The sequence below is a fragment of the Lentilactobacillus parakefiri genome, assembly GCF_002157585.1.
In the GTDB taxonomy this organism is placed as follows: Bacteria; Bacillota; Bacilli; order Lactobacillales; family Lactobacillaceae; genus Lentilactobacillus; species Lentilactobacillus parakefiri.
The window spans coordinates 1-329 of record NZ_BDGB01000069.1; the positions used below are offsets into that span (position 1 = coordinate 1).

Annotated in this window: 1 protein-coding gene; it reads right to left on the bottom strand. The window is 44.7% G+C overall.

The window, feature by feature from the left end:
* The coding region (locus LPKJCM_RS12765) for an IS3 family transposase (protein WP_133057559.1) at window positions 1-329 on the bottom strand (329 nt) is incomplete at both ends.

The window sequence follows — 329 nt, forward strand, 5'->3', positions numbered from 1 at the left end:
ACGGCGGCGTAACTTGTTTTTGACTCTAGTTCCTTCAGGACCTTTAGAGGAATCATATTTGCGGATCTTCTTACGATAACCTTCCCCTTGGATATCCAACTCCTTCATCAGCCGATAAACGCGCTTATGGTTGACCTTAAGGTCAAAATCATTCAGGAGGGCCTGGGTAATCCGCAGAACCCCCATGTGTTGGTCGTGATTCCAGATACGAGAAATAAAGTGTTTCAATTGGCAATCCTTGTCTGGTTTCTTAAATTGGCGTTTCCAGTAGAAAAAGGTATCTGGAGAGATTGGCAGGACCCGTAAAAGGTCAGCCAGATTGAATTTGG